The sequence below is a fragment of the Oligoflexus tunisiensis genome (assembly GCF_001748245.1).
Lineage (GTDB): Bacteria > Bdellovibrionota_B > Oligoflexia > Oligoflexales > Oligoflexaceae > Oligoflexus > Oligoflexus tunisiensis.
Genome location: NZ_BDFO01000001.1, coordinates 4,584,837 through 4,608,827, shown reverse-complemented (window position 1 = coordinate 4,608,827; position 23,991 = coordinate 4,584,837). Strand labels below are relative to the sequence as shown.

Here is a 23,991-nt window from a genome sequence, read left to right as displayed (position 1 = left end):
CGGGCCCTCTACTTCATAAACAAGGCCGCACTGCGAATGATCATGCTGGTCGGCATGATGCGGGGCAGCGCGGCCGTCACCTTGTTCATGAAACCCGCGACATGACATTCATCGCGGGCAAACATCGCATCAAGACCCTGACGGGCGACATCCGGTGATTTCATCATCAAGGCCTGGAACGACGAGTTCAGCTTGTGCTGGGCCCTGTCAAAGAAGGACGTGGAGGTGGGACCCGGACACAGTGCGGTGGAACTGATCCCATGGCGCCGGGCCTCGTAGTTGAACGCACGGGAAAAACTCAGCACAAAACTTTTGGTCGCAGCATAGACGGCATAGGAGGGCAGGGGTTGGAAGGCGGCACTTGAGGCCACCTGCAGCATATAACCCTGGCGCTGCTGCTCCCGCATCCTGCGGCCATAGTGATGGGTCAACTGCACCAGGGCATCCATATTCAGAGTCATCATGTCCCGGGCGAGTTCGAGGTTGCCGTCCAGAAAAGGTCCCCAGGCCCCCACGCCGGCATTGTTGATGAGAACCTCCGGCACGATACCCCAGCTGTCGGTCTGCTTCACCAGGGCGTCACAGGCACCGGGGCGAGTCAAATCCTGAACCATGATCCGGACCTGGCGGGAATCCTGGGCCAGCTCCTTTTGAGCCTCCTCCAGTTTATCCTTGGAGCGGGCCACCAGAACCAGATGATAATCGCGCGCGGCCAACAGCCTTGCGATATCGAGACCAATTCCACCGGAAGCGCCCGTGACGATCGCCCATTTTTCTGTCATGATGATTCCTTTCCATGTTCAAGCTCTGCCAAATATTAAAGTGGGAAGCGCGGGGAGACAAGCATGCAGGACTGTGATGCCGTCATTTTTGATTTGGGCGGCGTTTTGCTCGATATCAACTACCAGGCCACCGAAAGAGCCTTGCGGGGACTGCTCGGACCCCGCAGCGATCATTACTATCAACAGACCAAACAGAGTCCGCTCTTTGATGATCTGGAAACCGGTCGGATCGAACCGCAGCATTTTCATCAGGGCCTTGTGGAACTGGCCGGCATGCCGCTGACTGTGGAGGCGATCAACCAGGCCTGGAATGCCATGCTCGGCCGTCTGCCGATCGCCCGCATGGCCTTCGTTGAAAAGGTGGCCGCCCGCCGCCGGGTTTTTCTTTTGAGCAACACCAATGCCATTCATAAGGCCGCCTTTGATCAAATCATTGCCGAGGATTTGCGCGGGAAAAATTTTGATGCCTGTTTTGAGGCTGCCTATTATTCTCATCTCATCGGTCTGAGAAAACCGCATCATGAAGTCTATCGTTATGTCACCGATCGGCATGGGCTGGATCCCGCCCGCACGCTTTTTATCGATGACAACCGCGAGAATGTCGAAGGCGCCCGCCGGGCCGGACTGCAGGCGTTTCACCTGCAGGGTGATCTTCTGGAGGCACCTTTGGACTTTCTCTGGCGTTAGAAAGCGTTGCCATAAAGAAAGTAAACGCCGACATTATCCTGACTGAAGCCCAGGTCGAGCCGCAGATTGTTCATGCTTTTGCGATCGAGAAAGTAGTCGATGCCGACGCCGCCTGCGGCCTGGCCCGACGCTTCCTCAAGGCTCGTCAGGCGTTCGGCATGTGCGCCCACACCGGCGAAGATGCGAAAGCCCCAGGTTTCCGCCCACAGGGTTCGCCATTCGGCCTGGCCATAGCTTATGGCATGGTCGCGAAACTGATTGCCATAAAATCCACGCAGCACCTGATTGCCGCCGAGGCCCAGTAAAAAATAAAAGGGCACTTCCACCTGGTCCATCTGCGCGGCGGCCAGCTGGAAGGCCAGCGACTGCCGCGGATTCAAGGTCACGTACTGTTTCCAGTCCAGGCCGCTCATTCCAAAGTGGCCCTCGTCTGTGTTCGTTTGAAAGCGTTGATGACGATAGAGGATCCGCAGAAGGTGGCCGGTCGTGGGACGCACGCGACTCGGGCGACTGTCATGGCCGAGGGCGAGGGCCAGGTTTTGCTGCTGACTTTTGTGCCCCCAGCGCGCGAACTCGGCATCCACCAGGGGTGTGGGTTCATCGTGCTGGGCCGTGAAGCGTTGCCAGCCGGTCCCCAGTTCAAATTCCCAAAACAGGTGTTGATAAAACATATGTTTGAGGCGCGTTTCCACGCTGAAGCTTTTGTCTTCATAGGCTTCCGGATCATCCGGATGCAGCTCCACGGAACCGCGACCATAGTATTCACTGGGAAAATCCTGGGCGGAGAGCTGAGCACTCCATTCCCAACGGCCGGCGTCCCAATAGATCTTTGGTTCCACGCGGGAGATGATCTGCTTTCTTTGGGTCAGGGTCGCAAAGGCCACGAGCTGTGAGGGATCACCCTGATCCGGCTCATCCAGATTGCGAATCAGAAAGGCGCCGGCACCGAGACCCGTGTCCGGAGTATAAAACAGGACGGGCAAAAGGCGCGAAAAGGAAGCGGGTGGGCTTGAGGCCGGGGCCGCTGCTGCCTTCGGGCAGAAGCAAAGCCAGGAAAGCAGGACAAGGACAACCCGCATGATGACCTCGTGGAAGGGCTGAGGGGCCGGATGGCAGAGTTTCCTTGGGCCGCAGGACAACCCTGGCGAAAAAAATCTGCGTTTGGCCAAGGCCCGGATGCCAGAGTTTCCCTGGACTGCAAGGAAACCCTGGCCGCAAAAAGTTCAACGTCCGGCAAACGCTCCGGGACGCCGTTCCGTGAAGGCCCGCAGACCTTCCTGCACATCATCCGTGCCGGCGATCTGCAGGAGGCGTGGGAAGAGGCCGGCAAAGGCCAGATCCTCGCCGTCGCGCAGGCTTTCGCGGGCCGATGCGAGCGTGGCCTGAACCGCGAGCGGGGCCTGGGCTGCAATGGTCGCGGCCAGTTCCATGGCCCGATCAAATTGCTGTCCAGGTTCCACCAGTTCCTGCACAAGGCCGAGCCGATACGCTTCCTCAGCTGACATTTCATCGCCGGTCAGAAGATAGCGCATGGCATGTCCCCAACCGATTTCACGTACGAGGCGCACCGTGGCCCCACCAAAGGGAAAAATACCGCGTTTCACTTCCAGCTGAGCAAAGCGGGTATCGCGAGCGGCGATGCGAATATCAGCCGCCAGCATGCTTTCGACGCCAAAGGTATAGCAGATACCCTGGACCGCGAAGATGATGGGTTTGCGACAGATGCGGCCATCGGTCATGGCAAAAGGATCGCAGGATCCTTCCGGATACTCGGGCATGTGGCCGCCGGCGATAATGTGTTGCCACTTCGTAAGATCCAGGCCGGCACAGAAATGATCCCCGATCGCATGGACCACGCCCACCCGGAGTTCCGGATCCTGATCCAGGACTCCATAGGCCGTGGCGATCTCAAAAAACATTTCAACATCAATCGCATTGCGCTTGGCCGGACGATTGATGCCGATGGACAGAATGGAACCATGACGTTCGACCAGAATTTTGGATTCGTTCATCATCTGCTCTCCTTTCCGCTCTAAAACTCTCCGGCGCGGGCATAGCGATCCCGATGGAAGCTGGCGCTGCCAAAGAGTTCGGAGTTGATACGACTGCGCTTCAGGAAAAAGCCTATATTGTGTTCATCGGTCATGCCGATGCCACCATGCAGCTGAATGGATTCGGTGGCGACGGCATGGAAAACTTCGTTGAGTTTGCCCTTGGCGAGGCTCGCGAACATCGTGGCCTGAGGATGATTTTCATCCAGCGCAGCGAGAGCACGTTGCACCACTGAGCGGGAAACCTCCAGCTCGCAGTAAAGATTGGCCATGCGATGCTGCAAAGCCTGGAAGGAACCAATAGGCACCCCAAACTGTTTGCGTTCCTTGAGATAGGCGAGCGTCATTTCAAAGGCGGCGCTGGCCGCTCCGAGCATTTCCGCCGCGAGGCTGACCGCTCCCGCATTGCAGACGTCCTCGTAGGAAGCCATGGCATCGCCGCTGCCGATGCGGGCGCTCGCAGGAACTTCCACCTGCTGCAGGGTAAGATGCGCTGCAGGACGACCATCGATCAAACGGAAATGTTCCCAAGCGAGACCCTTGGCATTCTGCGGCAGCAGGAACCAACCGAGGCCCTTGTCGGTGCGGGCCAGCACCAGAATCTGATCGGCCAGCGCAGCATCCAGGACCACGGATTTGCGGCCGTCCAGAATAAAGCTGGAGCCCTTGGTGGTTGCGGTCGTGCCGATCTGCCGACTGTGCTGTGTGCTTTCATCATGCGCCAGGGCCAGGATGCTGTCACCGGAGGCGATGGCGGGCAGAAGGGATTCCTTCTGATCGGAACTTCCGAGTCTTTGCACAAGACGGCTGGCGCCGGCTACCGTGGAAAGCAAAGGCGTGGCCGCCAGGTGTCGGCCGGCGGCCTCCAGAATCAAACCCAGACCACGGAAGCCGAAATTCAAACCGCCGTGCGCTTCATCGATCAGAATACCGGTCCAGCCCAGTTCGGCCATCTCCTTCCAGGCTTCCCGCGGGAAACCCATAGGATCGTTGGTATCGCGCACGCGGCGCAGATGGTTGATCGGCATTTTTTCACGGAAATAATTGGCAGCCGAAACCTTGAGCAGCTTTTCCTCGTCGGTCATATCCCAGTTCATCATGTCTTCTCTCCTTCAGGGTAAGCCCAGCACGCGTTTGGCAATGACATTCAGCTGAATTTCGCTGGTGCCCCCTTCGATGGAATTGCCTTTCGAACGCAGCCAGTCGCGAACAGCCTGACGTTCCCTGGCCTCATCGGTTCCTTCCCAAACCAGACTCTGAAAGCCGATCGCTTCCATCATCAGCTCATACTTGCGTTTGTTGAGTTCGGTGCCATAGAGTTTGAACATCGACGAAGCCGGGCCGGGCGAGTGTCCCGCCTTTTGCAGGGACGTTTCGCGTTCGAGCGTCAGTTCAAAGGCGGTGTTGTCCATGTGCCACGCGGCCAGACGCTGGCGGTAATGTTCATCGGCGATTCGGCCATCGCGGGTGGCCAGTTTCTGTTTGGCGATGATGTCGAGCGGCAGTTCACTCGGTTTTTTATTGATCTCGCTGATGGCCTGACGCTCGTGCGTGAGCAGGGCCTTGGCGATTTGCCAGCCGCCGTTCAAAGGACCGATCAGATTGTCCTTGGACGTTTTCACATCCTTGAAAAAGACCTCACAGAAAGGCGAGGCGCCGCTGATGAGACGAATGGGTTCGACTTTGACGCCGGGTTGATGCATGTCGATCAGCATGAAGCTGATGCCCTGTTGCTTGGAAACATTGAAATCGGTGCGCACGAGGCAGAAGATCCAGTCGGAGGCATCCGCATAGGAGGTCCAGACTTTGGAGCCATTGATCACAAACTGATCACCGACCGCTTCCGCACGGGTCCCGAGACTCGCGAGGTCGGATCCGGCCGCCGGCTCGCTATAGCCCTGGCACCAGCGGATCTCACCCCGGGCGATTTTCGGCAGGTGACGTTTTTTCTGTTCTTCCGTTCCATACTGCAAAAGAACAGGGCCCAGCATCCAGATGCCGAAACTCAAAAGCGCCGGTCGGCAGCCGAGTTTGTTCATTTCCTCTTTCAGGACCATAGCTTCCTGCGGACTCAGTCCGCCGCCGCCATAGGCCTTGGGCCACTCGGGTGCGGTCCAGCCTTTGGCTGCCATGCGTTCAAGCCAGATTTTGGAATCCGGGTTCTTGAATTTTTCCTGGCTGCCGCCCCAAACCTCCTCCTCTTCCACGATCGGTGTTCGCATGGAGGCTGGGCAATTCGCCTCAAGCCACTGACGCACTTCTGTGCGAAAATCCTGGAGCATGGTTCCCCCTGTTGATGAGTCTGCCTTCAGACGAATTCGGTGCGAAACCGGAATCCGGCCTGTTCAAGGCGTTTGGTCAATTGATCGCCAAAAGCCACCGTCGGCGTGATGAAGCCTTTGACATTGGCGGCAAAGGCGTTTTCCGCCGCCAGCCGCGCGGTTTCACAGGCCAGAGCCACGGTCACCTCGTTGCCGGGATCGCCTTCCCGTTCCATACGCACGATCAGTTTGCAAAGGCCCTGGCTGCGGCCGACAAGTTGCCCGCGGAAAAAACCATTGCGACGAACCTCTTCTGATGGGCCTTCGCCTGGTTTGGGGCCGAAGCGCCGCAGAATGTTACGACCGATACTGTTGCCGGTCATCAGGCCGAAGCCGGCCAAAGCCCCGGTGGTAAGACCAGCCTGCACCACGCCCAGGTTGCGTCCGACGAGCAGGCGTTCTTCATATTGGAAGGGATGATCGGGCTTGCCTTGCGCGGCGCGGAGCCAGGACGAGCGGCGCACGACGGCCTTGTTGATCGGGCCCATGAAGAAAGGAGCGGTCCAGCGTTCCAGCACCGGTTCATAGCGGGGTTTGAGATCCGGTTTCGGTCCGCGTGGCCAGTTGGGATCCGGAATCAAAATGTTCGGATCAAAGAGTTCACGGCCATTGCTGTGCTCGGCAATGTTCAACGCCGAGGCGAGCGTGCCCCCATTCAGACCGCCCCGAATTTGATAGTAGAGGCTGAGTTCGTCGACAAGAAAGCCGCGGCTGCGGGCGGCAGCCAGTGCCAGGTATACAGTCAGGTCTGCCGGGATGGAGTCAAAACCGCTGAAAGGAATCAGGCGGGCGCCGGTTTTTTCCGCTTCCGCCTGATAGCGCTCGATCATCTTGCGAATGAACGGTGTTTCACCGGTGATGTCGAGATAGTCACGCCCCCACTTCGCACAGGCGGCGACGACAGGCTCGCCGTGAATGGCAAAGGGTCCTGCAAAGGTGAGCACAGCTTTGGTTTGTTGGACCATCGCGTCGAGGCTTTCCGGGCGGGTGGAATCAGCAATAAGGATCTCGGGTTTACGGTCGCAGGATGTTTGCACCGCCTCGAGCTTCGCCTGGCTTCGTCCGGCTATCGCTACGCGCAATCCTTCGGCACCGCCGGCACGGGTGAGATACTGAGAGGCAAGACGGCCCGTGAAGCCAGTAGCGCCGTAGATGACGAGATCAAACGCGGTCTGCATAGTTTCCTCCGACTTTGAGAGAACAGCAGCCTGTTTTAGCACAAGCTTTCACGGTCGCAAAGCGCTTCGTTCGCGCTTTCCAGAAAGCACGCGCTCGCAAAAAACGATGACGATCTCTGAAATCGTTGAATAAAGCTGCATTGCTTTCCCGTGTCGGAATAGATAGCCATGAAGAAGAAGAGCCCATTTTAAATGTTCGTTTGGAGAGGATGCTACATGAAGCGTTTCTTACTATCGGTTCCCTTTGCCTGGTACTCCTTAAGTGCGGAAGCCATTACCTTTCCTGAGTTTGGCAAGCCGCTGCCCGACGCGCCGGAATTTGCTGCGGAAGCCTTCGCAGCGGCCTACGATTTTGAAGGAATCGTGGCGTTGTCGAACTGCTCGGGAAGTCTGGTGCGGTTCGAGGATAGTCTGGATTCGGATCAGGCCATGGTCTTGAGCAATGGTCACTGCGTGAGCATGATCCAGCCGGGCAAGGTGATTAACAATCAATCCGCCAGCCGCTCCTTCGATGTCCTGAGTTCCACCGGATCGCGCCTGGGACGGGTGACGGCGACGAAGCTTTTGTATGCGACCATGACGAAAACGGATATGAGTCTTTACCTCCTGAAGGAAACGTATCAGGAGATCCTGAATAAGTATGAGACGCAGGCGCTGACTCTGGCCAGCGGCGAGCCTTCGGTCGGGACCGACATCGAGGTGATCTCGGGTTACTGGAAAAGGGGGTATAGCTGCCAGGTGGAAGCGATCGTGGATACGCTGAAAGAAGGGAACTGGACCTTCTCGAGGTCGGTGCGTTACAGCCGGCCGGGTTGTGAGGTGATCGGTGGAACCTCGGGCTCGCCTGTGATTGAGAAGGGTTCGCGGATGGTGCTGGCGGTGAATAATACGATCAATGAATCAGGACGCGAGTGTACGGTGAATAACCCCTGCGAGGTGGATAAGGATGGCAACATCACTTATCAAAAGGGAGTGGGTTATGCCCAGCAGACCCATTGGATCTACAGCTGCCGTGATGCGGATAGGAATGTGGATTTGACGGTTCCGGGTTGCCAGTTGCCACGGTGACGATCGGCCCCCTTCGGGGGTGACGATGGATGAAGTGGGTGGCGGCCCCCTTCGGGGGTGACGATGGATGGAGTGGGTGGCGGCCCCCTTCAGGGGTGGCGCCGGATGAAGCCTACTTGCAGTTCCCCATAGCCGGCACGGCGCCCAGACTTTTCTGCTCCGGCTTTTTCTCCGCCGGTGGGGTTTCGAGGAAACCCTGCAGCGGAGCCTCGGGTTTGGGGGCAGGAGGCTGGGCCGCCGTACCTTCGGGTTTTTTCTTATCGTCATCGCAAGGCTTTTTTTCCAGCAGACCACCTATGTCAACTTTGTTCTCTGTCTGGGCCCCGACGGGGACGCTGAGCAAACTTATGGCGACGAGCCAGCGACGTGTCATGCCTTCCCTCCTACGTTGAATCTTTTCGTAACATGAAAAAAGCGGGATTTCCCACCGGAAATCCCGCCCGCCTCGGCCTGTCGGCGAGTCTTCCAGCTCTTACATTCGCTGCCGGAGTGCTACATAGTAGCGACGGCCCAGGGCGTCGTAGTTATAGCCGCTGTACGCGAGCGTTCCCGTCTCGCGATTGGTGGTGTGGATACCACCGATCTTATTCTCCAGGTTGAAGACACCCAGGGATATCGTTCCATTCCAAGGGTGGTCCCAGCTGTAGGTTGTATCATACCGGGTGAAGGGTTTGATGTAGCCATAGCTTGGGTCGCGATAAAAGATCGAACTTTCCATCCGACCTATGGTCAAGGAATCCACACTCCAGCGATGTCCCCCGTTGCGCACGACAAAGGTATTCGACGTGCGGTACCGCGGCTGCGCGTAGGAACCGACGAACTCTTCATTCGGTGCGCCGGCGGCGATCTGCTCCTTGCGCGAGAGGACGTTGGAATAACGCGTGCGGAAATTCATCTGCGTGCTGGTGATGTTCCAGTTGAAATTCGATTCCAAATCGAAACCGCTGGTCGTCATTGTACCAAGGTTCGCGTAGCTGTTTTCAATCCGCGAAATCTTGCCATTGTCCGGACGATTGGGATCCTCCACCCGAATCACCTGGGAACTTCCGATCGGCAGACCCTGGCTGGCCCGCTCGACGATCGTGTTCAGATCCTCCTGGGAATGCATGCCTTCAACCTTGGCCGCCCAGTAATCGGCCGTAAAGTCGAAAAAGTCAACCGGCTGCAAAATGAAACCGAGGTTATACGCCACAGCGGTCTCTTCTTCGAGCTCGACGTTGCCCGGATTGTTCACGTAAACGGAATAGCTCTGGATATCCTCACCGCAGGGGTTGTCACGTCCAAGATCCACGTTACAGTAGGTTGTGTCTCTCACACCCAGGTAACCGCCGCTTGATTTGTCATAGAGCATCTGCAGCGAAGGAGCCTTGAAGCTGGTGCCATAGTTGGCCCGCAGTTTCAGAAAGGTAAAGGGAGAATAGCCCAGAGAACTTGCATAGTTGAAGGTGCTGCCAAAATCATTGTAATTGTCCAGGCGACCCGCCAGCCCGAGTTCCGTGCGCGACGCGACCGGAAGGTTCAGCTCGACGAAAGCTGAACTCACATCACGCTCACCTTTACCGTCGGCATTCACGCTGCCCCAGTAACGTGGACCTTCATTGTAAAAGAGTTTGTCCTTTTCATCGGCGATGAGCTCATAGGTCTCATGCTGATAGTTCATACCGAAGGCGAGAGCCATGTCACCGCCCGGCAGTGTTCCAACCGTGCCCGTGGCATAGGCCGTGGCCGCGCTGATGCCATTGCGTTCCTTGCCGTAGAGATTGACGAAGAATTCATCCAGCGTCGCAGGATCCGGATTGAAAAGGTTCAACTGGGGTGTCGTGCCATCGTTCGGAAACATTTTCTCCGAGAAGGCCAGCTTATCATCGACTCGGTTGTAATAGCGCTGACGGATGGTGCCGAAGCTCGACAGATCCAACTGCCAATCCCAGGCGTTATCCAGGGCCCCGCCGATGCCGACCATCCCGCCCATGGCCGTATCACGGCTTTGGGTATTGCCTTTTACATAGGGAAGCGAACGGGAAAGGACCTTGATCATGGTTTGATCGTCCGTGACGAGACCCAGCCGACCCACTTCCGCCTGCAGATCCGCGGGAGCATCGGCGAGCCGCATCATGTATTCCATGCCGGTGAGCGGATCGGTGGTGCCGATACGCGGAACCTTGTCACCCATGGTTTCCGTTTCCGCGAACATGGCCGTGGTGTTGATGTTAATGCCATTGTTCAACTCGGTATTGGTATTGGCCATGGCGTGCCAGTTCTGGCGTTTGGTCGTGATTTGACCGGTACTGGCGTCACGGCGCAGACCACGGCACATCACCTCGTCCGGAGCATTGGCGAAGGCGATTTGGTTTTCCGTCGGACAGTTCGGGCTTGGACGATAAACGAACTCGTCGCGTTCGTTGTTGACGTTGTTTGGGTCAACAAGGGCCCAGCTGTACGTGCCCTCAGGGTTGGCATAAGCGCTGTATGCGTAGTTGCCTTTATAGCCCCAAAGATCATCGCGATCGCGGGTATAAACGGGAGTGGTGCGAGCCCCACCCACCGAAATGGTGACGTTCGTATTTCCAAAATCGGTGCCGCCGACGGCACTGAAGGAAAGGTTATCCCCTCCGCCCTGCTCGGAGGTGGTGCTGCTGAGCGCTGTGGCCACGCCGCGGAAATCCTTTTTCAGGATAACGTTCATCACACCGGCCACCGCATCGGCGCCATAGACAGCCGAGGCGCTCATCTTGACGATTTCCACGCGGTCAATCATCTCGATGGGAATATTGTTGATGTTCACGCCACCGAGCGAGGCTTCCGAAGGAAGGCGCCGGCCGTTGACCAAAATCAAGGTGCGATCCGAGCCCATACCGTGAAGGTTGATCGTCGCCTGGCCATCCGAGATATAACCGCTGCCACCGTTGAAACTGCCGAAGGAGTTCTCCGTCTGGTTGCGGAAGAGATCCGAAACGCTGGTGATACCGGCCTTTTGAATCTCCTCCTGATCAATGACCTTGATCGGAACACTGGTTTCCACGTCAATCTTCTTAAGACGCGAGCCCGTGACTTGCATCTTCTCGGTGCTCTTCTCATCGCTCTTTTTCTTCGCCGCTTCGGTTTCCTGAGTGGTCTCCGGCCGTTTTTCAATCGTGCCGGTATCCTGCGCGAACGATGGACTTGTAATGGGCAAAAGGCCGCCGATCGCACAAGCAAACAACATGTATTGCTTCCTGGCAGTTTGTAATGACATGCAGACTCCCTAAGTAAATCGCGAAAAGCCCGCTGAATCAAAGCTTCCAGCGGAGGATGAGAATGCGATTAAATTTACTTGTTGGATACACAAACACTCGCTGGGAGTAAACAAAAAATGCAAATTGATGAGTCACAAATCGCGCTGGCTCCTTCCATCACACGTGCTGGTTACTCTGTAAAGGTTATGATCTTTGTGGATCTTGCAGCAAAAGACTTTGCGGCGGGTTAAACAGGCGAGCCGGACCGTGAAATGTTATGCAGAGGTTCAATGTGCAGAAACCCTTCTCTCAATTTAGAAAAAATGCCTTTTCTGTCGGAACAGCCTTCTGCAGTGTAGATAAAAATTCGCTTTGAAAATTAAGACGAAAGAAGGGGGACAAAGATGAACCTTGCAGCGCTTGGTGTTCGAAGGCTTGGCGGCGGAGTGAGTCATTCCATGGGACTATTCCTGGTCATGGGACTGGGCTTGACCGCATGCGGACCGCAGATTTCCAGTGAACGCGCGGAAATGAAAGCCGATGAAGGCGCGACCCAGTCCTATCAGGAATGGTGTACGGGCTGGCAATTGAATTGTCCGGTGGTCGAACCAGGGAAGGACGCGCCTCTGACAGCGGCTCAGTTCAAGGCTCTCACTACCGTGGCCCGCGGTGTGTTGAGCAGTCCATCGGTATTCAGCTTGACCCGTCAGGAATTGGACGCAGAAGGTCTGAAGCAGGCGCTGACGGCTCTGCATCTGGAGGATGTCTACCAGGATGTTCAGGAGCGGCTCGATGCAAGGCAATGGCAATCCGGTGGGCTCGAAAGCGGTGCCCTGGTTTCCCATCATGCGGCCGGATCGCAGTTGAAAACCGATGCCGGGCTGCTGTGGAATCTGGAACCCGTGCAAAAAGTGGAGCTGATTGCGGAAGCCATACAGCTTTCCGGTTTCGGGCTCAGTGCTGAGGCGGCCGAGGAAGCTCCGGTTTTAAAGGGTCTTTCCGTGGCCGAGGACAGCAGTTTCAGTCTGGAGCTGAGCGATCGCGCGGTGCAAGGCGTGCCGCAGGATTTTGCCCTGGACAGCCTCCTTTTGACCTTTGGTCTTGATCTGACGATGCTTGATGGCAAGGAGATCGCTCTGCCGGATCTGATCGCGGCGGGGGCACCGCTCGTGAGCTGGTTGAACACGAGTACAAGGCAGATCGTGCTGGAACGCGCCTTCTTTGCGACGGCTGCGAGCGAAATGGGTGTGCTGCTGCCCGACGATGGCATGGGGCAGGCGCTGGGCAATCTAATGAGTCGTCTGGAAACGATGCGGACGTCGAGTCAGGCCGGAACCAATCTGGCTTCGGTTGCGCTGGTCCGCGGCAGCACGGCGAAGTGTGATATGAACAACGGCGAAATCAAGATGAAGTTTGCGGCGGAATTCGGCATCAAGCGCATCTATCAACCGAGCGCTTCATCCCTCGGTATCGAGTTTTATGGTCTGGAAGCCAGCGCGAAAAAAGCTCTCGGCATCCCCATCAAGCTGAAGCGCGTGGAACTGAGCGCCGACAAGATCACCATTCTCGATGTGCCCATCATCGGTAAAGTGGATCTGAAGCTGGATGATGTGACGAATCCGGATCAGCTCACCACGCTGGCCTGCGGCGCCTGATCAGTCCAGACGAAAGTTTGAAAATTGCGAGAGGTTCAATTCCGGCGGCAGAGGCTGACCCTGACGCTGCCGGAAGGCGCGTTCCCCGATAAAACGGTGGATGCGCGCCACCTCCTGCAAAAGATCGCAGGATTCCTTAACCAGCTGAAGACTTGACATCGAGGCTGGCACCACATCCTGGTTGTTGCTTTCGCAGGAAAAGCTGAGAAGACAGGCGGGCAGACTCATGCCCTTGATCTTCTGCAGGATCGCAGAGGTCAGTTGATGCAGACCTTTTACGTGGTTGCCGGGTTCGGCGGTGCTTAAATTTTCCGGCAGACCGTGATTGGTTTCCGGGGTGACCGTCAGGAGAATCTGGCGATCCATAAGATCGGCCAGGCGCACGATTGCATTTTGCATGAGTTCGGCCGCGCTGGCGAGGGCTGCGGTATAAAAGAGCCCGCCGTGCCAGACGCCTTCCTCCAGGACCACAGGATTATCCGCGAGCTTGAGAGCCTCGCGTTGAATTTTCTCGCCGGCAAATTGAAGATTGTCTTCAATATCCAGGAAAATCTGCGGCGCGCAACGGATGGAATAGCGCTCCTGGAGCACGGCCGGACCTTCCGTTCCAGCGTCCCGTTGATTCTGCAAGGCCGTTTGCCAGGCCTGCACGTTATCGAACCAGCGCCTTTGCGCAGGCGAAAATTGATTCCCCGCCTGCCAGCCGGCATGACCAAAACCCTGTTTTTTCCAGCCCAAACCTTCGGCATGCAGAAGCCAGCCGTAGGTGACTTTGGTCTGCAAGGCCGTGAGGTCATGCCAGATGTCAACCGCCAATGAGGCCATCATGGCATTCGTGTTGATGAGAGCCAGGACATCGCGGGGACCCTGGGGCTTTAGCTCCTCGAAAATCGGCTGCACGGCATGCGCCATGGGAATGAGGTCACCGCTGGCCCCCAGGCTGCCGAGACTCGGCACAGCTGGCAGGTTTGGAGCATCCGCCAGTTCCAAAAGTTTTTGAAAGGTGAGGGGATGCAGACCGGAATAACCCAGCCCCATTTTATGACACTGCAGACGCAGGGCCCGCCGGACGACACGTTCCGGAAGGCTTGGACCGATACCAACGCAAAGATAACGCAGCAGGGCTTCCTGGTGGGTCTGCCAGTCCTGAATGGGGACACGTGTGGAAAGATTGTGGCCGAAGTGGGTGTGAAGGCCGTAAATCGCAGCGCCATCCGTTTCCAGATGCTGCATCAGACGCTGCCAGGCCACTTGAACGCGCTGTGTGGCGGCCGTATCAAGAGACCAGCTTGTGGCCGATTCACCCAGTCGATAGAGATCCGCCAGGCCGGTTTGGTGATCCAGGTGAAGCTGCATGATGGTGGTCTCCCGCGATTACATAAAATCGATAGCTTAGGCGGGAATGCGGGCGATGACAAGAGGCAGCCTCATCGCAAATTCTTCAAATGCGCCGCCACCAGCAGAGGCAGTTTGTCGAGGTTATATCCCCCTTCCAGGCAGCTCACGATCCGGCCGTTGCAATGCGCATCCGCCGCCTCCTGAACCGTGCGGGTCATGATTTCAAAATCCTCGATATCAAGACCCAGGGAACCGATCGGATCATCCTTGTGCGCATCAAAACCGGCACTGATCATGATCAACTGCGGCTGGTTTTGTTGGATGCTGGCTTCGAGCCCTTGCCGGAACAGTTCATGATAGCGGGCCCGCGAGGTTCCGAAGCTGACCGGAATATTCCGCGTCGCACCCAGCCCGGCACCGGTTCCGGTTTCGGATTCATGTCCGGTGCCGGGATAAAAAGGATAACGATGGATGCTGAGAAAATGCACCGCGGGATCATCGTAAAAAATATCCTGCGTGCCATTGCCATGATGCACATCAAAGTCGACAATCAACACGCGATCGAGATGGTGCACATCACGCGCATAATGCGCGGCGATCGCCACGTTATTGAAGATGCAAAAGCCCATGCTTTCGGTCGGCGTCGCATGATGCCCGGGCGGACGGATCAGACAAAAGGCCGAAGCATCCGGACCCGACAGCACACGGTCCACGGCGGCTATGGCGGAACCGGCCGCATGCAGTGCGACCTGAAAGGAATCGGGCGAGACGAAGGTATCCGGATCCAGATGTCCGCCACCCGCCGCACAGAGTTCCCGCGTCTGCTCCAGCATGCGTTCACTATGGGTGCGCAGAATCCATTGATCATGCGCGGCCACGATCCGGCCCCGCGGCAGCTTCGTAAACCAGGGAATCGCTTCCAGATAACGGACGGTATTCTGAACGCGTTCGGGACACTCAGGATGGTAACCCGTGCGGTGCTTTTCAAACAATGGATCAGCGAAGACACAAACCATGACGTGCGAACCCTCCGGCTGGCTTTCCAAAGGCAGCATTCTCGCAAAAGCTCCGGGCCTTGTAAAGCGCTCTCCGGTCCGGCGCAATCCTTGCGGACTTTCCAAAAAATGCGTCGGGACCTCTGCGATATCAAGGTTTTGAGGGCCAATTCCGGTGCGCCCGCAGCGGTCGCGACCTAATCCCCCGGCAGAAATTGCCGAAGACCCGAGGAGAACTCGTGGAAAGAACAAAGAATGAGCAAGAGCAAGGACCAGGACGAATCCATTTTGCTTTCCCCTTTTGAAGCGTTGTTTCGCGACGTGCTGGACTATTACAGTCAAACGCGGAATCAAATCTTCAAACTCGAAAAGTGGGAATACAAAACCGTCTTCGAAAATGTGATCAAGGCCCGCTTTGGTGGCGACGCCCGCAAGGCCCTCGATCGCCTTCGGGAAAGCTTTCACGAGACCCGTGCTGAGGAAACCGCGCATGGGAAACGGTATCTGACCGATCTGCGGGGACTCATGTGGCAAGGCATGGACCAGATTTTTACTCTGCTCGATGCGCATCAGAAGGATGACGGCCTTCTGCTTCGAATGCGCACGCATCTGCAGAAGGCTCTTGTGGCCCAGGACCTTGCGTCCGTGAAGCAGACCGTCAAGGAAGTTTTAACGTCCCTGACGGAGCTTGAGAAGGCCAGACAGAAGGATTTCGAAGGGCTGCAGAACAGTTTTCAGAAACAGATGGAAACGCTGCAATCGGAACTGCAGATGGTGCAGAGTCAGTTGCAGCTCGACGGCATGACCCATGTTTACAATCGAGCGACCTTCGATCAGCAGATTCGGAAGACCGCGCAGTTTTCCTTTCTTACCGGGCAGAAGTCCTGCCTCATCATGTTCGACATCGATCACTTTAAAAAAATCAACGACAGCTATGGGCATCCTGCCGGTGATGCGGTGATTACTGCGTTTGCCCGCACGTTAACCCAGTCCTTTCCACGCAAGACGGATTTCGTCGCGCGCTATGGCGGCGAAGAGTTCGCTGTCCTTCTGCAGGGCACCGACCTGAACGAAGGCCAGGACCTCGCCCTGCGGCTGCTCGGGCGGGTGCGCACCCTGAAAATCAGCCACAATGATCAGGATCTCGCCATCACCGTCTCGGCAGGCGTGGCCCTGTTCCAGGTCGGCGAATCGGTGGAACAGTGGTTGAAACGGGCGGATAAGGCCCTTTATGATGCCAAGCAGCAGGGCCGGGATCGCCTGATCCTGGCGGCCTGACCCGGCTTGTGTTAAGCTGCCTCCCTTTGCCTGGGGGCGTGCCATGAGCTCACGAAAAAAATACGAGCAGCGCTGTCGTCGCTGTTTGATGCGACAGGAACTCTGCCTTTGCGCGCAAATTCCTGACCTGAATTTGGCGACCAAGCTGATCCTCGTGATGAATAAACGGGAAATCAAAGTGCCCACCAATACCGGTCGGCTCGCGGCGTTGGCTCTGCCCAACAGCGTGATCCTGAGCCGTGGTGTGGAGGATGCGCCCTACGATTTGAGTGAACATCTGCCCACGGATCGCCCAGCCGTTTTACTTTATCCGGCGGATGATGCCATTCTTCTCACTCCGGAATGGGTGGCGACAGCCGGTCCCTTTCATCTGGTGGTGCCGGATGGCAACTGGCGGCAAACGAGCAAGATGCGACGCCGCGATCCGGTGATGGCCACGCTGCCCTGTGTGCGTTTGCCTCCTGGTCCACCGACGGCATATCGGGTACGCCGGGAGACCAAGGCGGAAGGCCTTGCGACCATCGAAGCGATTGCGCGCACGTTCGGCATCCTGGAAGGTCCGGCTGTGCAGAAAGCATTGGAAGATCTTTTTCAGTTGATGGTCACGCGCACCCTCGCAAGTCGCGGCATTGGGGATTCTGCAGGATTGCGCTCAACTTCCGGCTGACCTACAATCAGCTCATCCATGCAGCAATCAAAGAGGGAATCACAATGAGATCAAAAGTAGGTTGGGTGTTGTCTGTCCTGCCGAGTATTCTCCTGCTTTTCAGCGGTTTCAACAAGGTCATGGCCACTGAGGAAGTGCTCAATGGTTTGAACCAGTTTGGAATCGATCCTGGACAGATCAAAGCACTGGGGATTGCCGAAATCCTGCTGACCCTGCTCTTTCTCATCCCGCGCACAGCATTTGTAGGAGCCATACTCCTCACCGGCTGGATCGGTGGAGCAATCTTCACGCATCTGCGCGTGGGCGATGCCTTCGTCATGCAGATCATCATTGGCGTTCTGGTCTGGATTGGGTTTGGCCTGCGGTATTTCGATAATATCCTGCCCTTGCTCGGTCTGCGAAAACCCATACAATAAGCCGTCTCCGGGATGTCGGACGGGGTCCATTCCCGAAATGGACCTTCACCCTTAACGAGCCGACATCTCACATCTTTCCTTGAAAAAGACCTGTCGCGACCCACTCGAATTCCCATTTTTTAGGCTACAGCAGCCCCCTTCCTGAATCAAATCATCGAGATAAAACCAAAAACAGCGGGCAGTGCGGTGTAGCCAGCACGGAATTTCACAAGTCATGAGGTGTCAGGTCGCTGATTTTACAGGACATGCACTCTGGCCCCAAACTTGAATAACAAGAGGCACAAGGGCTTGACGAACTTTTAAAGGAAAGGAAAGAGGCGCATGCGTATTATTACTTTGGGTCTGATTCTGGTCTCTGTGGCTTGTGCTCAGGCTCCCCAACCGGTGAAATCGACGGCTGGTCAGCCCGCAAAGGCCACCACGCCGACCACCCAGGCTGAGTCTGTGCAGGACGCAGTTGCCGCTGAACAACCAGCACCCGCAGCTGTGCCTGATCAAATTTCAGCCTCTGACGTGGCTGAAGTGATGACGACCGCCAATCCTCCCGCTGACGGCGCCATGGATATGGTGGCCATGGAACAGCAGGTCCAAACCATCTTTGCTCAGAGCAATCTCAGCCCCGAGCAAAGTGCAGCCATGTCTGAGAAGACCATGGCTCTGATCGCTGCGGCCAACGCCGGTGATCAGGAAGCCGTGACCGAGCTGTCGAATGACCTTGCGAAAGAGGCGATTGGCAAAGCGATCTTTGGTGGCTTTGGTCTGGTGGATGCGGCCGGTGTCGTTGCTGCCATCATGGACCTTATCGCGGCCGTTATGGACCTCGATGTGGCCGGAATCATTGACGCTCTGATGGATCTCGTCGCAGCCCTGGGAGCTTGATCCCGGGTCGTCTGCAACCTCTATTGACAGTTGAGGGGCCTTCCCAAGAGGCCCCTGTTTCCATTTGTTTCCTCCGGGAACGCCTCCAGCGCCTCGTGCGGGAATTGCAATTCAGTCGGAAAAGCCCTGTATTTTCACGATGTAATAAGGACCTTGTGCAGTCCCCCCCGAACCCAACCGATATTATAGAGACGGTATTGCAAGTCCTGGAGGGGACCCCATGACTCAGTTTTCCAAGTCCGGTCAAGCTTTTTTGCTGCTCCTCACCTTGGGCTGTTCCGGTGGCAAATTTGAAGAGGGCAGCGGTACGGCTGTTCTCGCGTCACCGGAAAGCGATGACCTGGTCGAGGAACCTGTTCCGACTGAGCCCGAGGATGTGCCAGCGCCCATCCCGGTCGATATTCTGGTCGAGGAAATGCCCACCAGGAGCACTGAGGTTCAAAAGAATCCCTTGTTTGCGGAATGCGCAAGCGAACCCGATCGAATGATCGTGGCTGATCTCTATCAACTGGCTCCCGATACGCCGAAGCTTCCTGACTATAGCCTCTTGAAAGCCATCAAGAAGATTTGCCTGGCTCAACTCGATATCAAAGTCCGCAGATTTTCCGAAGGCTTTCCCGGCGTCGCGGATCTCTTCGAATGGTTCAGCCTTGATACGCGCTTTATCGTGAATGTGCCGCAGGATGGGCTTTACACGTTCAAACTTGTGGCCGACGACGGCGCGAATCTTTATATTGCCAATCAATTGGTCATCGACAATGACGGCCTGCACCCTGCGCAGGAAAAAACCGGCACTGTGGAACTGAAAGCGGGTGATGCCAATTTTCAGGTCAGCTACTTCCAGGGACCACGCTTTGAAATCGCTCTGGAGCTGATGTGGAAAGGGCCGAATGACACCGAGTTCACCTATATTCCTAGAGCATTGATGAAGCGGCCCTTGAACTAAAGAGGGCAAGTAAAAAGTTGGTTTCAACTTTGAACGATTACCGTACGAATCGTCATTTTGTATAATGTACCTTCCTGAATAGTCTGGGATCGAGCCCGATGTCAGCGAAAATATTCGCTGACGTAATCCATGCCTGACGCTTGATTCCAGCAAAATCCCATTTTAGTATAGCGTAATTTTTGAGCGTGCGGACGCGGCGCTCGCGAACTTCACTCTGGTATGAAATCAAAAGTTCATCACGTGACTTTGTTCGCTCACCATGACGATCGTGTTTCTGTTCGCAAACACGAGTTGGTGGAAATCCCTTGGCGTCAGCGTATGCAAAAAGGTATGAATCTCCGAACCCTTACATTTTTGAACTGGGTGAACGATGGGGGATGTTAGTGGAAATTGTAAGTGGAGATAAACCTGATATGGAGACTTTGGATTCGGCCCACATGCGCGTTCTCAATAGCAGCACGCTTTTGAAAATGATCTGGCGTGATCATGCGATATCGCGGGCTGATATTTCACAAAGAACGGGCATGAGCCGTTCCACAGTTTCCACCATCGTTGGTGACCTGATCCGCCGGGGCCTGGTTACGGAAACAGGAACTGGGCATTCCAATGGTGGTCGGCGGCCGGTGATCCTCTCCTTTAATGAAGATGCCTACTCCATACTGGGATTTGATTTGCAGCCACAGCGTCTGCGTGTGGCGATCACCAATCTGCGGGCTGGGATTCGCCATTGGTGGCAGGAAACCTGTCCCATCCAGGATGAACCTGAGACCTGCCTCGCCAGGATCTTTGCCTGGATTCAGAGAGCCAAAAACCTCTGTCTCGAAGAGGGCAAGCCGCTGATCGGCATCGGCTTTGGGCTGCCCGGTCCGGTGCATCCGAATGCCGACGTGAGCGCCATGAGTGAAGAGCATTTTCCGCAATGGCGAGGCTATCATCTGCAGAATATGATCCGCGAAAAAATTCAGTTGCCTGTGGCTTTCGAAAAGGAGGCGAACCTGGGGGCGCTGGCGGAACATTGGTGGAAAAATCCCAAAGGGCCAGGAAACCTTGCGTATATTACCCCGCATTGGCAGGTGGGCCTTGTCTTCGACGGCCGTGTGCATCGCGGAAGCCATGGGATGGCCGGGAACGCCGCGCCGCTCCATCCGGCCCTGAATGGTGACGAGGATCGTGCGCTGGTGCATCTGATCACCAATCTTCTCGCTCTTCTTGATCTTGATAGCGTGGTCCTGGATCAGGACCTTTTGGAGCGGAACATCGAGCGTCTGCGTGCTTTGCGCCAGGCGGTGGGCGACCAACTGCAGGGACTGGGACAGAGACGCATCCGTCTCGACTTTGGCAGCATGGGTGAAAGTCAGGTGGCGCTGGGAGCTTCAACCCAGATTCTGCATCTGGCTCTCGAGGATTTTACGCTCTTTCCGACCAGCCCTGCCGCAAGTCATGCGGTGGCCTGGACTGAGGAGGCTCCGGTCGCGCCCTGAAGCCAAAGTCTTTGAGTATCCAAACGGGATGGGGGTTGCTATGATGAAGTCTCAAAGGCATCGACTGCCATCGAGGACGGGAAAGCATGGAGCCGGAATCCCATTTGGATGTGCTGCAGATACTCGACACTGATTTTGTCCTGCTGCCCGATGCCGTGGAGCTGGACCAGGCTTTGGGGCCCATACTCCGAAAACCCGGTCGGCTGGGAATCGTACAGTCTGACGACGGCACGATCCTGGGATGCCTTGATAGCTTCAGGGTTGCCAAGGCCTTGATGGAAGAGGGCGGCCGCACCCGGACTTTGGGGCAACTCAAGCTGCAGGAAACCATTGTCGCCCCGACCGATGTCACCTCCGCGATGCTGATCCAGTTTTTCAGCGAGGATATTCATCGCCCCGTGATCGTGCGCAGCGAGGCCGGCAGCGTCGTGGGGCATCTGACTTCGGTGCAGCTCTTACGCTGGCTCATGCCGCAGGCACGCAGTGTTTCCGAACAGGTCAGCAATCTGGAACAGGAACTGGCGCGACGGGATGAATACCTCGGCATTGTCGCTCACGATCTGCGGGCCCCTTTGTCGGTGATTCAGCTCGCGGTGGATTACGTTCAGCTTCCCGAACATATGCAGACGATTTCCGAGCAGCTGCAATCCTTTATCGAGAGGATCAAGCGCAATTCGGACAGCGCCCAGTTTCTGGTGACCGGTCTTCTGGATTCCCTGCGTTCCCAGGGTGGTCTCCAGCTTGCGTTCGATCAGGTGCTTTACTCATCCCTGGTCGATGATGCCGTGAAGTCCTTGAGACTGGTGGCTCAGCAGAAAGAACAAACCATCGTGGCCCGGCATACCGATGAGATCAAGGTCTATCTTGATACCGGCCGCATCCGGCAGGTGCTGGAAAATCTGATCATGAATGCCATCAAATATTCCCCGGTGAAAAGCCAGATCACGGTGCAGACGCAGCTGGCCGCACGCGATGGACTCACCTATGCTGTCTGCAAGGTGACCAATCCCGGCAAAAATATTTCCGCGACGGAAGGCAAAAGACTGTTTGAACCCTTTGTTCAGGGGAGCAATGCCGAGGCGCTCAAGGATGGCGTCGGCCTTGGTCTGACGATCGTTCACAAGGTGGTGGAGCTGCATGAAGGCTTCATCGAAGTGGGCAGCGAGCAGGCCAATGAAGTCTGCTTTCAGGTCTTTTTGCCGAATGCCTCCTCCGTCCTCGGTTCGCACCGGGATCAGATTCAGCCGAGTGGCCAGACCATCCTGGTGGTGGATGATGACGAGGAAATCCGCGAATTCACCGAGGAGGGGCTCACCGCGGCCGGCTTTCATGTCTACACAGCGGACAATGGCGCCCGGGCCTTCAGCATTTTCCAAAGACACAAACCTCAGCTGATCATCTCCGACATTCGCATGAATGATGTGGATGGTTTTGAGCTCCTGGCCAAGGTCCGTGCCGCCAGTCCGCAAACCCCCGTGATCCTCTTCAGCGGATTCTATGCCGGTCTGGAACGCGATCTCAAGCATAGCGATCTGAAGCCGGATCTATTCGTCGACAAACCCTTCCGCGTGGTGGAGCTGGTCGAGCACATCAAACGCCTGCTCAGTTGAGCAATTTATTCCCTGGCTCTGCTGGACGTCAGACCCAGCAAGGCGAGTATGCCGGCCGTTGCCGCAATGAGCGATGCGGTCAGAATCCCAATCTTGGCTGCCGTCAGTGATGCGGGATCATAGGCGAGGCCGGCGATGAACAGCGACATGGTAAATCCAATGCCCGTGAGCAGTCCACCCGCCGCGATCAGACCCCAGTTGAGATTGGAAAAGAGCGTGGCCACGCCCATGCGAACGGCGAGCCAGCTCATACATAGGACGCCGGCTGGTTTGCCGAGAACCAGCGCGATCACAATCGCCAGCGCGACCGGCTGCCCCAGAGCTTCCAGCGAAATCACAACGCCCGCATTGGCCAGGGCGAAAACGGGCATGATGGCGAAGCCCACCCAGGGGTGCAGTCTCATTTCCAATCGTTCCACCGGAGACAGGGTTTCCCTGGCAGCCATCATCGCCTTTCGGAGATCACGGCGATCGACGGTATCACCACTCCAATGTTCCCCTTTGGGATAGGAGAGGACCACAGCAAGTATGGAACGCAGGCGCGTGTCACTGACCCAGCCCCGGGTCGGCGTCATGAGGCCGAGGATGACTCCCACCAGAGTGGCATGTAGACCGGAGGCATCGAAGCACACCCAGATGACAATGCCAAGGATGGAATAAATGGAAACGCTGCGGGTCCCGAGCCACGCGGCGCCCGCGACGATGGCGAAACCGGCCAGACCCAGGCCCAGCGCGGTCCAATTCACGGCGTCTCCATAACCGAATGCCACGACCAGAATCGCTCCCACATCATCAAAGATCGCCAGGGACAAAAGGAAAAGCCGCAGGCTGGCGGGAATGCGGGAGCCAAGAATCGCCAGGCACCCGATCATGAACGCAGTATCGGTTGCCATCACGGTTCCCCAGCCGTGCAATTCCGGTTCCTGCCGCATCAAGGCCAGATAAAACAGGGCGGGAAACAACATCCCACCCAGAGCCCCGGCCAGAGGCAGCATGGCCATACGCAGACTGCGCAATTCGCCGAGCACGAGTTCACGCTTCAGTTCGAGCGCCACCACAAAAAAGAAGAGCGTCATGAGCCCGTCATTGATCCAATGCTGGAGCGAGCGGCTGACAACCAGCGGGCCGAAATGAAAACCGACCGGCGCCTCCCAGAACTGGAGAAACGGTTCCGACCAGGGCGAGTTGGTGATCAGGACGGCCACGGCTGTCACGCCGAGCAGGAGGGCTCCGGCAGCCGCCTCCACCTTGAGAAAACGCGCAAGGGGAGCGGTGAACTGATTGATGCGCCCACGGGGCAGATTCTGGTCATGGCTTGTCACGTGATGTTCCGCTCTGCAATCCGGCTTGCATAAAATTGTGGGTCTCCGACCGATCCGAGGGCGGGATCAATCCTGTCTGAACAGTTCTCAAAAATTGGTCTA

At 56.6% G+C, this 23,991-nt stretch carries 22 protein-coding genes; 11 read left to right on the top strand and 11 right to left on the bottom strand.

Annotated features, from left to right (window positions below; genetic code table 11):
* Positions 1 to 8: 8 nt before the first annotated feature.
* Complete coding sequence (locus OLTU_RS19060; RefSeq protein WP_141734352.1) at positions 9 to 782, bottom strand: SDR family NAD(P)-dependent oxidoreductase; 774 nt, start codon at positions 780 to 782, stop codon at positions 9 to 11.
* A 63-nt stretch (positions 783 to 845) separates the two neighbouring features.
* Here OLTU_RS19060 and OLTU_RS19055 point away from each other — a divergent pair, with 63 nt between their 5' ends.
* Positions 846 to 1,469: an HAD family hydrolase gene (locus OLTU_RS19055; protein WP_141734351.1), complete on the top strand. Its 624-nt coding sequence runs from the start codon at positions 846 to 848 to the stop codon at positions 1,467 to 1,469.
* Here the strand turns inward: OLTU_RS19055 and OLTU_RS19050 are convergent.
* The 5 genes from OLTU_RS19050 to OLTU_RS19030 form a co-directional block, all read right to left on the bottom strand.
* Complete coding sequence (locus OLTU_RS19050) at positions 1,466 to 2,548, bottom strand: BamA/TamA family outer membrane protein (RefSeq protein ID WP_141734350.1); 1,083 nt, start codon at positions 2,546 to 2,548, stop codon at positions 1,466 to 1,468. The genes OLTU_RS19055 and OLTU_RS19050 overlap by 4 nt on opposite strands.
* Positions 2,549 to 2,692: 144 nt before the next feature.
* Positions 2,693 to 3,484 carry a crotonase/enoyl-CoA hydratase family protein gene (locus tag OLTU_RS19045; RefSeq protein WP_218110133.1) on the bottom strand — a complete coding sequence of 264 codons (792 nt, stop codon included), beginning with the start codon at positions 3,482 to 3,484 and terminating at the stop codon, positions 2,693 to 2,695.
* Positions 3,485 to 3,501: 17 nt separating this feature from the next.
* Positions 3,502 to 4,620, bottom strand: a complete 1,119-nt coding sequence (locus tag OLTU_RS19040) for an acyl-CoA dehydrogenase family protein (RefSeq protein WP_141734349.1) — start codon at positions 4,618 to 4,620, stop codon at positions 3,502 to 3,504.
* Between the two features lie 12 nt (positions 4,621 to 4,632).
* Positions 4,633 to 5,802, bottom strand: coding sequence for an acyl-CoA dehydrogenase family protein (locus OLTU_RS19035; protein ID WP_141734348.1), 1,170 nt, complete (start codon positions 5,800 to 5,802; stop codon positions 4,633 to 4,635).
* A gap of 26 nt (positions 5,803 to 5,828) precedes the next feature.
* A complete protein-coding gene (locus tag OLTU_RS19030; protein WP_141734347.1) occupies positions 5,829 to 7,019 on the bottom strand; it encodes a saccharopine dehydrogenase family protein in 1,191 nt (396 codons plus the stop codon).
* Positions 7,020 to 7,235: 216 nt separating this feature from the next.
* On the opposite strand from OLTU_RS19030, the gene OLTU_RS19025 reads away from it, so the two are divergent.
* Positions 7,236 to 8,087 (top strand): trypsin-like peptidase domain-containing protein, encoded by an 852-nt coding sequence (locus tag OLTU_RS19025; RefSeq protein WP_176736765.1) that lies wholly within the window; start codon positions 7,236 to 7,238, stop codon positions 8,085 to 8,087.
* A 112-nt stretch (positions 8,088 to 8,199) separates the two neighbouring features.
* Here OLTU_RS19025 and OLTU_RS19020 read toward each other — a convergent pair whose 3' ends face one another.
* Both OLTU_RS19020 and OLTU_RS19015 read right to left on the bottom strand, forming a co-directional pair.
* Positions 8,200 to 8,460: a hypothetical protein gene (locus OLTU_RS19020; RefSeq protein ID WP_141734345.1), complete on the bottom strand. Its 261-nt coding sequence runs from the start codon at positions 8,458 to 8,460 to the stop codon at positions 8,200 to 8,202.
* Positions 8,461 to 8,559: 99 nt separating this feature from the next.
* On the bottom strand, positions 8,560 to 11,292 hold the full coding sequence (locus tag OLTU_RS19015; RefSeq protein WP_176736764.1) for a TonB-dependent receptor plug domain-containing protein: 2,733 nt from the start codon (positions 11,290 to 11,292) through the stop codon (positions 8,560 to 8,562).
* A 108-nt stretch (positions 11,293 to 11,400) separates the two neighbouring features.
* Here OLTU_RS19015 and OLTU_RS32410 point away from each other — a divergent pair, with 108 nt between their 5' ends.
* Positions 11,401 to 11,553, top strand: a complete 153-nt coding sequence (locus tag OLTU_RS32410) for a hypothetical protein (RefSeq protein ID WP_218110132.1) — start codon at positions 11,401 to 11,403, stop codon at positions 11,551 to 11,553.
* Positions 11,554 to 11,706: 153 nt separating this feature from the next.
* Positions 11,707 to 12,957, top strand: coding sequence for a hypothetical protein (locus OLTU_RS19010; protein WP_141734343.1), 1,251 nt, complete (start codon positions 11,707 to 11,709; stop codon positions 12,955 to 12,957).
* Here the strand turns inward: OLTU_RS19010 and OLTU_RS19005 are convergent, their stop codons facing one another.
* On the bottom strand, positions 12,958 to 14,313 hold the full coding sequence (locus OLTU_RS19005) for an aromatic amino acid ammonia-lyase (RefSeq protein WP_141734342.1): 1,356 nt from the start codon (positions 14,311 to 14,313) through the stop codon (positions 12,958 to 12,960).
* 71 nt (positions 14,314 to 14,384) lie between these two features.
* On the bottom strand, positions 14,385 to 15,350 hold the full coding sequence (locus OLTU_RS19000) for a histone deacetylase family protein (RefSeq protein ID WP_218110131.1): 966 nt from the start codon (positions 15,348 to 15,350) through the stop codon (positions 14,385 to 14,387).
* Positions 15,351 to 15,545: 195 nt separating this feature from the next.
* Here OLTU_RS19000 and OLTU_RS18995 point away from each other — a divergent pair, with 195 nt between their 5' ends.
* From OLTU_RS18995 to OLTU_RS18965, 7 genes are all read left to right on the top strand, one after another.
* Positions 15,546 to 16,568, top strand: coding sequence for a GGDEF domain-containing protein (locus OLTU_RS18995; protein ID WP_141734341.1), 1,023 nt, complete (start codon positions 15,546 to 15,548; stop codon positions 16,566 to 16,568).
* Between the two features lie 43 nt (positions 16,569 to 16,611).
* Positions 16,612 to 17,235 carry a tRNA-uridine aminocarboxypropyltransferase gene (locus OLTU_RS18990; protein ID WP_141734340.1) on the top strand — a complete coding sequence of 208 codons (624 nt, stop codon included), beginning with the start codon at positions 16,612 to 16,614 and terminating at the stop codon, positions 17,233 to 17,235.
* A 44-nt stretch (positions 17,236 to 17,279) separates the two neighbouring features.
* Complete coding sequence (locus tag OLTU_RS18985) at positions 17,280 to 17,651, top strand: DoxX family protein (protein ID WP_141734339.1); 372 nt, start codon at positions 17,280 to 17,282, stop codon at positions 17,649 to 17,651.
* 321 nt (positions 17,652 to 17,972) lie between these two features.
* A complete protein-coding gene (locus OLTU_RS18980; protein ID WP_141734338.1) occupies positions 17,973 to 18,530 on the top strand; it encodes a hypothetical protein in 558 nt (185 codons plus the stop codon).
* 220 nt (positions 18,531 to 18,750) lie between these two features.
* Entirely contained in the window at positions 18,751 to 19,476 is a 726-nt protein-coding gene (locus OLTU_RS18975; protein ID WP_141734337.1) for a PA14 domain-containing protein, read from the top strand.
* Positions 19,477 to 19,913: 437 nt separating this feature from the next.
* Positions 19,914 to 20,957, top strand: a complete 1,044-nt coding sequence (locus tag OLTU_RS18970) for an ROK family transcriptional regulator (protein ID WP_176736763.1) — start codon at positions 19,914 to 19,916, stop codon at positions 20,955 to 20,957.
* Positions 20,958 to 21,043: 86 nt separating this feature from the next.
* Entirely contained in the window at positions 21,044 to 22,567 is a 1,524-nt protein-coding gene (locus OLTU_RS18965) for a hybrid sensor histidine kinase/response regulator (protein WP_141734335.1), read from the top strand.
* Positions 22,568 to 22,572: 5 nt separating this feature from the next.
* Here OLTU_RS18965 and nhaA read toward each other — a convergent pair whose 3' ends face one another.
* Positions 22,573 to 23,889 carry a Na+/H+ antiporter NhaA gene (gene nhaA / locus OLTU_RS18960; RefSeq protein WP_141734334.1) on the bottom strand — a complete coding sequence of 439 codons (1,317 nt, stop codon included), beginning with the start codon at positions 23,887 to 23,889 and terminating at the stop codon, positions 22,573 to 22,575.
* Positions 23,890 to 23,991: the final 102 nt, after the last annotated feature.

Bases quoted from the DNA above. Each gene is read 5' to 3' on its own strand.
- OLTU_RS19060 (WP_141734352.1), bottom strand. From the start codon at position 782: ATGACAGAAAAATGGGCGATCGTCACGGGCGCTTCCGGTGGAATTGGT.
- OLTU_RS19055 (WP_141734351.1), top strand. From the start codon at position 846: ATGCAGGACTGTGATGCCGTCATTTTTGATTTGGGCGGCGTTTTGCTC.
- OLTU_RS19050 (WP_141734350.1), bottom strand. From the start codon at position 2,548: ATGCGGGTTGTCCTTGTCCTGCTTTCCTGGCTTTGCTTCTGCCCGAAG.
- OLTU_RS19045 (WP_218110133.1), bottom strand. From the start codon at position 3,484: ATGATGAACGAATCCAAAATTCTGGTCGAACGTCATGGTTCCATTCTG.
- OLTU_RS19040 (WP_141734349.1), bottom strand. From the start codon at position 4,620: ATGATGAACTGGGATATGACCGACGAGGAAAAGCTGCTCAAGGTTTCG.
- OLTU_RS19035 (WP_141734348.1), bottom strand. From the start codon at position 5,802: ATGCTCCAGGATTTTCGCACAGAAGTGCGTCAGTGGCTTGAGGCGAAT.
- OLTU_RS19030 (WP_141734347.1), bottom strand. From the start codon at position 7,019: ATGCAGACCGCGTTTGATCTCGTCATCTACGGCGCTACTGGCTTCACG.
- OLTU_RS19025 (WP_176736765.1), top strand. From the start codon at position 7,236: ATGAAGCGTTTCTTACTATCGGTTCCCTTTGCCTGGTACTCCTTAAGT.
- OLTU_RS19020 (WP_141734345.1), bottom strand. From the start codon at position 8,460: ATGACACGTCGCTGGCTCGTCGCCATAAGTTTGCTCAGCGTCCCCGTC.
- OLTU_RS19015 (WP_176736764.1), bottom strand. From the start codon at position 11,292: ATGTTGTTTGCTTGTGCGATCGGCGGCCTTTTGCCCATTACAAGTCCA.
- OLTU_RS19010 (WP_141734343.1), top strand. From the start codon at position 11,707: ATGAACCTTGCAGCGCTTGGTGTTCGAAGGCTTGGCGGCGGAGTGAGT.
- OLTU_RS19005 (WP_141734342.1), bottom strand. From the start codon at position 14,313: ATGCAGCTTCACCTGGATCACCAAACCGGCCTGGCGGATCTCTATCGA.
- OLTU_RS19000 (WP_218110131.1), bottom strand. From the start codon at position 15,350: ATGCTGCCTTTGGAAAGCCAGCCGGAGGGTTCGCACGTCATGGTTTGT.
- OLTU_RS18995 (WP_141734341.1), top strand. From the start codon at position 15,546: ATGAGCAAGAGCAAGGACCAGGACGAATCCATTTTGCTTTCCCCTTTT.
- OLTU_RS18990 (WP_141734340.1), top strand. From the start codon at position 16,612: ATGAGCTCACGAAAAAAATACGAGCAGCGCTGTCGTCGCTGTTTGATG.
- OLTU_RS18985 (WP_141734339.1), top strand. From the start codon at position 17,280: ATGAGATCAAAAGTAGGTTGGGTGTTGTCTGTCCTGCCGAGTATTCTC.
- OLTU_RS18980 (WP_141734338.1), top strand. From the start codon at position 17,973: ATGCGTATTATTACTTTGGGTCTGATTCTGGTCTCTGTGGCTTGTGCT.
- OLTU_RS18975 (WP_141734337.1), top strand. From the start codon at position 18,751: ATGACTCAGTTTTCCAAGTCCGGTCAAGCTTTTTTGCTGCTCCTCACC.
- OLTU_RS18970 (WP_176736763.1), top strand. From the start codon at position 19,914: ATGCGCGTTCTCAATAGCAGCACGCTTTTGAAAATGATCTGGCGTGAT.
- OLTU_RS18965 (WP_141734335.1), top strand. From the start codon at position 21,044: ATGGAGCCGGAATCCCATTTGGATGTGCTGCAGATACTCGACACTGAT.